11 protein-coding genes are annotated in these 5,260 nt (G+C 61.3%); all 11 read left to right on the forward strand.

Annotated features, from left to right (window positions below):
• Positions 1-185: 185 nt before the first annotated feature.
• Positions 186-350 (forward strand): hypothetical protein, encoded by a 165-nt coding sequence (locus tag ABT116_RS39195; RefSeq protein ID WP_351644449.1) that lies wholly within the window; start codon positions 186-188, stop codon positions 348-350.
• On the forward strand, positions 347-892 hold the full coding sequence (locus ABT116_RS39200) for a 3'-5' exoribonuclease domain-containing protein (protein WP_351644451.1): 546 nt from the start codon (positions 347-349) through the stop codon (positions 890-892). The genes ABT116_RS39195 and ABT116_RS39200 overlap by 4 nt, the downstream gene beginning before the upstream one ends.
• Positions 889-1,539, forward strand: a complete 651-nt coding sequence (locus tag ABT116_RS39205) for a hypothetical protein (protein WP_351644454.1) — start codon at positions 889-891, stop codon at positions 1,537-1,539. Before ABT116_RS39200 ends, ABT116_RS39205 begins: the two co-directional genes overlap by 4 nt.
• On the forward strand, positions 1,536-2,315 hold the full coding sequence (locus tag ABT116_RS39210) for a DNA polymerase beta superfamily protein (protein WP_351644456.1): 780 nt from the start codon (positions 1,536-1,538) through the stop codon (positions 2,313-2,315). The genes ABT116_RS39205 and ABT116_RS39210 overlap by 4 nt, the downstream gene beginning before the upstream one ends.
• Positions 2,312-2,875: a hypothetical protein gene (locus tag ABT116_RS39215; RefSeq protein ID WP_351644459.1), complete on the forward strand. Its 564-nt coding sequence runs from the start codon at positions 2,312-2,314 to the stop codon at positions 2,873-2,875. Before ABT116_RS39210 ends, ABT116_RS39215 begins: the two co-directional genes overlap by 4 nt.
• Positions 2,865-3,056, forward strand: coding sequence for a hypothetical protein (locus tag ABT116_RS39220; protein ID WP_351644462.1), 192 nt, complete (start codon positions 2,865-2,867; stop codon positions 3,054-3,056). Before ABT116_RS39215 ends, ABT116_RS39220 begins: the two co-directional genes overlap by 11 nt.
• A gap of 17 nt (positions 3,057-3,073) precedes the next feature.
• Positions 3,074-3,991, forward strand: coding sequence for a hypothetical protein (locus ABT116_RS39225; protein WP_351644465.1), 918 nt, complete (start codon positions 3,074-3,076; stop codon positions 3,989-3,991).
• Positions 3,992-4,108: 117 nt separating this feature from the next.
• Positions 4,109-4,543, forward strand: coding sequence for a RusA family crossover junction endodeoxyribonuclease (locus ABT116_RS39230; RefSeq protein WP_351644467.1), 435 nt, complete (start codon positions 4,109-4,111; stop codon positions 4,541-4,543).
• The gene (locus tag ABT116_RS39235) at positions 4,540-4,791 is read left to right on the forward strand and encodes a hypothetical protein (RefSeq protein ID WP_234551504.1); all 252 of its coding nucleotides are present in this window, start codon (positions 4,540-4,542) and stop codon (positions 4,789-4,791) included. The genes ABT116_RS39230 and ABT116_RS39235 overlap by 4 nt, the downstream gene beginning before the upstream one ends.
• Positions 4,788-4,997: a hypothetical protein gene (locus ABT116_RS39240; protein ID WP_021343803.1), complete on the forward strand. Its 210-nt coding sequence runs from the start codon at positions 4,788-4,790 to the stop codon at positions 4,995-4,997. The genes ABT116_RS39235 and ABT116_RS39240 overlap by 4 nt, the downstream gene beginning before the upstream one ends.
• Positions 4,994-5,260, forward strand: a 267-nt coding sequence (locus tag ABT116_RS39245; RefSeq protein WP_351644471.1) for a hypothetical protein, incomplete at its 3' end; no start/stop codon positions are given. The genes ABT116_RS39240 and ABT116_RS39245, both read left to right, overlap by 4 nt.

The raw sequence follows: 5,260 nt of genomic DNA on the forward strand, positions 1-5,260 counted from the left end.
ACTTGCCGGCCGCGGTCATGAGCTTGACGCCTTCGGCCTTCGCGGACTTCTCCGCGCCCTCCTTCATCTTGACGAAGAACGGGTTGGTGTCCCTCGACGAAGCCGGGGCCGGTGACGCCAGACCGATGGTGTGCATGAGCGCAGACCCCGCGACCGCCTGGCGGTACTCCGCTGGCATGCGATGGATGAAACACATTCCGTCGTGGGATCTTTGGCAAGTTCGCCTCGACCGCGGCGACGAAATCTTCGTACTCCCGTTCTACGGAACCGCGCCCAACGAAATCCGCTGCGCAAACCGGATACCGAAATCCCGCCTCATCCTTCTGGCCACCAAGGAGGTTCACACGTGAAGTACTTCTACGACACCGAATTCCACGAGGACGGTTCGACGATCGATCTGATTTCGATCGGAATCGTTGCCGAGGACGGACGCGAGTACTACGCGGTCAACTCGGACATGGACCGCGACCGCATCGCGAAGAACGACTGGTTGTGCCAGAACGTCGTCCCGCACCTCCCTCTCAACGGCGGTAAGCCGACGAGAGGGTTCGGCTCGAACCAGTGGTCGTGGTCTCTGAACAAGCGGTCGGTGCTAGTGAAGCCGAAGTGGGTCATCGCCAACGAGGTGCGTGAGTTCCTGCTCGCGGCCCCGGAACCGGAACTGTGGGCCGACTTCGGTGCCTACGATCACGTCGCGCTCGCGCAATTGTGGGGACCAATGATCATGCTGCCCAAAGGCCTACCGATGTATACCCGCGAGTTTCAGCAGCGGCTCGACGATCTGGGGCGACCAGAGCTGCCCGAGCAAGTCTCCGGTGAGCACAATGCGCTCGACGACGCCAGATACCTCAAGAACTGCTTCGACGCTACCGAGCACCGGAGCACAGTATGACCGAACCCCGAGGCGACAAATGCGATCCGCAAATCAAGGACGTGCCGGCGCGCTCTCACAGCGAAAGCGAGAACGCCATGGCTCTAGCAGCTGCCGCCGGCCTGGACCTTGACCAGTGGCAGCGTGACACCCTCACAGACACGATGAGCACAATCCTCGAGACCTGGGAAGCGCCCCGCGTCGGGATCCTGACACCGGACCCGAACGATCGCGAGCGCATCACTCTTGCTCGTGAACTGTACGAGCTGCTGCTGTCCTCGAACCACCGCATCGTCCACACCGCAGCTCGATCCAGAGCTGTCCGGAACGCTCAGCGGAATCTCACTCAGATCCTCGGAGAGGCAAATACACTTCGCCAGGCAGTTAAACGGGTCTCCTTCGTTGCAGGTCAGTCGCGTATCGAGATGAACAACGGCAGCGTGATCCACTACGCCGCACGCGCGGGCGACACGATCCGAATCTCCAAGGTCGATCTCCTCATCCTCGACGACGCAGAGTTGTTGCCAGACAACGCCTACCGCGCAGCTCTCCCACTCGTCGCACACAGCGGCAATCCGCAGGTGTGGATGCTCGGCAATGGGGCCTACAAACAAGTCCACAAGCATGGCCAGGTTTTCAACGCCATCAAGCACTGGAGTCAGAGATGACCGAAATCGCTCACAGTGAACCGAAATTCAAGGCGATCGCCGATTCCAACACAGTCCTGCGAGGCCAAGTCGGGTCAGGACTCCACGGCGTCACGACCGGCAACGACGACAGAGACGAGATGGGTGTTTGCATCGAACCACCCGAGTTCGTCATCGGCGTCAGCAAATTCGAGCAATACCAGTACCGAACCCAGCCCGAGGGCGTCCGATCAGGTGCCGGTGATCTCGACTTGGTCGTGTACTCACTTCGCAAGTGGGCGCGACTAGCCGAGGCGGGAAATCCGACCGTGCTACTGCTCATGTTCATCCCACCGCACGAACTGGTCCTGAACACGTACGTCGGCGAGGACCTGCAGGCGCACCCCGAACGGTTCGTCTCACGGCAATCAGCCTTCCGATTCGCCGGATATCTGAAGTCGCAGCGTGAACAGATGCTCGGCCTCCGAGGCAAGAAGCACACAAACCGACCCGAACTCATCGACGTCTACGGATTCGACACCAAATTCGCGTATCACATGGTGAGGCTTGGTATTCAGGGCGTGCAACTGTTGACCGAAGGCAAAATCACGCTACCGATGCCCGCTGGCGACCGCGCATGGTTGACCGAACTCCGCAACGGTGAACACACACAGTTCGAAGCGCTCGACCGGGCAGCGGAACTCGAATCGCAGTTGATGCAACTATCGCGAACCGCCGACTACCCGAAGCAGCCAGACCGCGCACAGATCGACTCGTGGCTCGTATCGACCTACCGAGAATGGTGGGACACGAAATGAGAGACATCATCGACGAAATCGATGCACTCGTCGACGAACAACTCAGCGCCTACGACAGCAGATCCGGATACGACCACAACGTCAACCAAGAACGGTGCTGGCACTGCGGCCGAGAATGGCACGGACTCAAGATCACCGAGCGCATGCAGACGATGCGATCTTTCGGTGAGGTTGACGCGGGATACCGATACGCAGACGATAACTCCGAGATACTTTGCCCCGGATCGAATTTCATCGGACCAACCCAGCCTGCCAACCCGAGCATTCATGCAATCGACTTGATCGATCTGCTCGTCCCTCCGGTGTCTGTGACGGAACTCCTGGAGCAGATACTTCGCGACGCGCTCCTAGGGCTGGAGGTCGATCTAGGCATCGGCCTGCTTCAGCAAGTGCCAACGGCAGGTCTGTTTCAGCAGGTTACTACGACATTCGCGCCGGAGCCGGAACCGGATCCCCGAACACCGCAGGAGCGTGCGCTCCCACGGCCATCGCCCACACCGCCGATGTGGGCAGCGCCGATCACACGCCGACACAACCGGCAGGCGCGCCATGGCCGATGACATCCCAAACGACTACAGCAACGTCATCCAGTTCACCGGCCACCGCCTCACGCCCGCGAACTACCAATGCGGCTGTGGCAGTGAATGGTTCAACGCTTCCGTCGTCCTCACCGGCAGGGAGGTCACCGGCTACCTCCTGCCGTTGACCTGCACCGAATGCGGAAAGGAACACTCACCGTGAACCGATACGCCCTCGGCTTGAGCATCGCACTGTCGATCCTGGCAGTCATACTCATCGTCGCGGGAAACGCGCTACTGCCAGCAATTCTGCTCGCAGTCGCCGCCGGGAACATCACTCACTCGCGCATGCTCACCCACCGGCGCGCCCACGAGGCACGTCAACTGGAATCCGATCGGAGAGCAGAACTGTCTGCCCGAGCCGACCGCGAGCACTCCCAATACCTGGTCGGCGACTCGATGTCGGACGCGAAAACCGAAGCCCGCACCGCGCTCGTCCAAGCCCTCTTTGACGCCGAGGACCCCACGCCGGAGCTGATCGCGCGCGTCAACCGCGAACTGTCCGCACCTGAGCAGTTCCTCTGCAACCTTGCCTCGCTGCGGCGGGAACTACTCGAGCCGGAGAAGCCCGAAGACAAGGCACCGGCTCTGCAATCCGCGCCAGACCGGCGAAGTGACGCCGACAGTGAGCACATCACCGTCACGGCGTGGGGGAGGGTTGAACCGGTCCGCACAGACCCGCTGCCTTCGGCAACCGAATTGATGCCGACGGGCGACGATGCAATCTCGAACGCCGCACGAATTTCACCGCGCGCGTACACCGCATACCCGGGAGGACCCCGCCGCTGGTACCTCCCCGATGGGCGGCGACCTACGCCGGCCGAGGGATACAAGGTCGTCGCAGTCGCGGGCGGAATTGTCGACGGGATCGGCTGGACGATCTGGGAGGAGCGACCGCGCGACCGCGACAACGCCTCGAGTGCACTCGCGAAGGCGTACATGAGTGCCGTCAAGTCCACCGCGAGTGGGGTCCGGTCCTCGCCTGAAGCCGAAGCTCGCGTCGCACGGCTGGTAGAAGAGTACGCGGCCAACGCTGAACGCTTCAGGCGCATGGGACGCGAAAGAGAAGCACGCGCCAAGGCGCGGAGACGGAAGTAGCCGTCCACTCGTGACACGGTGGGCTATCCTCGACTCCAGGTTATCTACTATCGAGTGCGACAGTAGACAGCTGAGGTGGGAGGTAGCCCACCGCTCACGCACGAGAGGTCGCGAGGCATGACCACGTTCTTCGTCCCCGGAATCCCCGCACCCCAAGGGTCGAAGTCCTTCAAAGGTTTCCGTGGCGGCAAACCGGTACTTGCCGAATCTTCCAAAGCGCTCCCGAAGTGGCGCCGCACTGTCCGCGAAACCGCAGCCGTCAACGTCACTCGCGACGCAGCCCTATTCCCCACACAAGCCGCGGCCATCCACCTCGAATTCGTGATGCCCCGCCCGAAGTACGCCATCGGGAAACTTCTCCCCGCCGTCAAACGCCCCGACATCGACAAGCTGACTCGCGGCGTCCTCGACTCCCTCTCCGGCGTGATCTACATCGACGACAACCAAGTCACCGACCTCAAAGTCACCAAACGCCTTGCCAGTTCAGGCGAACCTACCGGCGTGCACGTGACCTACCGGCAAGACAACACCCACGAGAGCCGAAGCGCATGAACGACTCACCCGAACGCCGAAACAAGATCGCAGCGATCACCACCAACTACTGGCGTGGCCGCATCATCCAAGACGCCGTCACGGTTCCTGCCGGAAGGCGTCCGATCATCACCGCCGAGCACACCATCAGCATTCTCGACGCCATCGTGAAAGCCCTCGGAGGAGAAACGGACATCGCTGCACTGTCGATTGACCCGGACTCGACCCCAGCCCTCCAAATCCAATATCTGATCGGAGACGACCGATGAACTACGAACAGATGGTCACCGCGAACCTCGAAGTAATGCAGAAGATCGCCGACCAGCTCGAACGGATCGCAGACGCACTCCAATCGCCACCAAAGGTCGACAACACCATCAACGTCACCACCGGCGTCAACGACCTGGTCAGTGACACCCTCGAACGTGTCGGCAGCATGATCGGCGACCAGTTCTTCAAAAAGTCCGGTCGATGACTGCGACCCTCTACGTCGTCGGCGGCACCGGCGAAAAACCCACCGCACGGCTGCCACACGGACTCTTGACCGACACCACACGCCGCGTCGGAACCCGATTCACGATCCACTGGGTCGACTACCCCGCGGCCTACGGCATCGGATTCTCCTACGCAAATTCCGTCCATCACGCCGAATCGCGACTCCGGGAACGAATCCTCAGCACCACAGAGCCATTCGCGATCATCGGATACAGCCAAGGCGCGGACATCGCCCGAAGCGCA

This window comes from Streptomyces sp. NPDC002130 (assembly GCF_040296465.1).
In the GTDB taxonomy this organism is placed as follows: domain Bacteria; phylum Actinomycetota; class Actinomycetes; order Streptomycetales; family Streptomycetaceae; genus Streptomyces.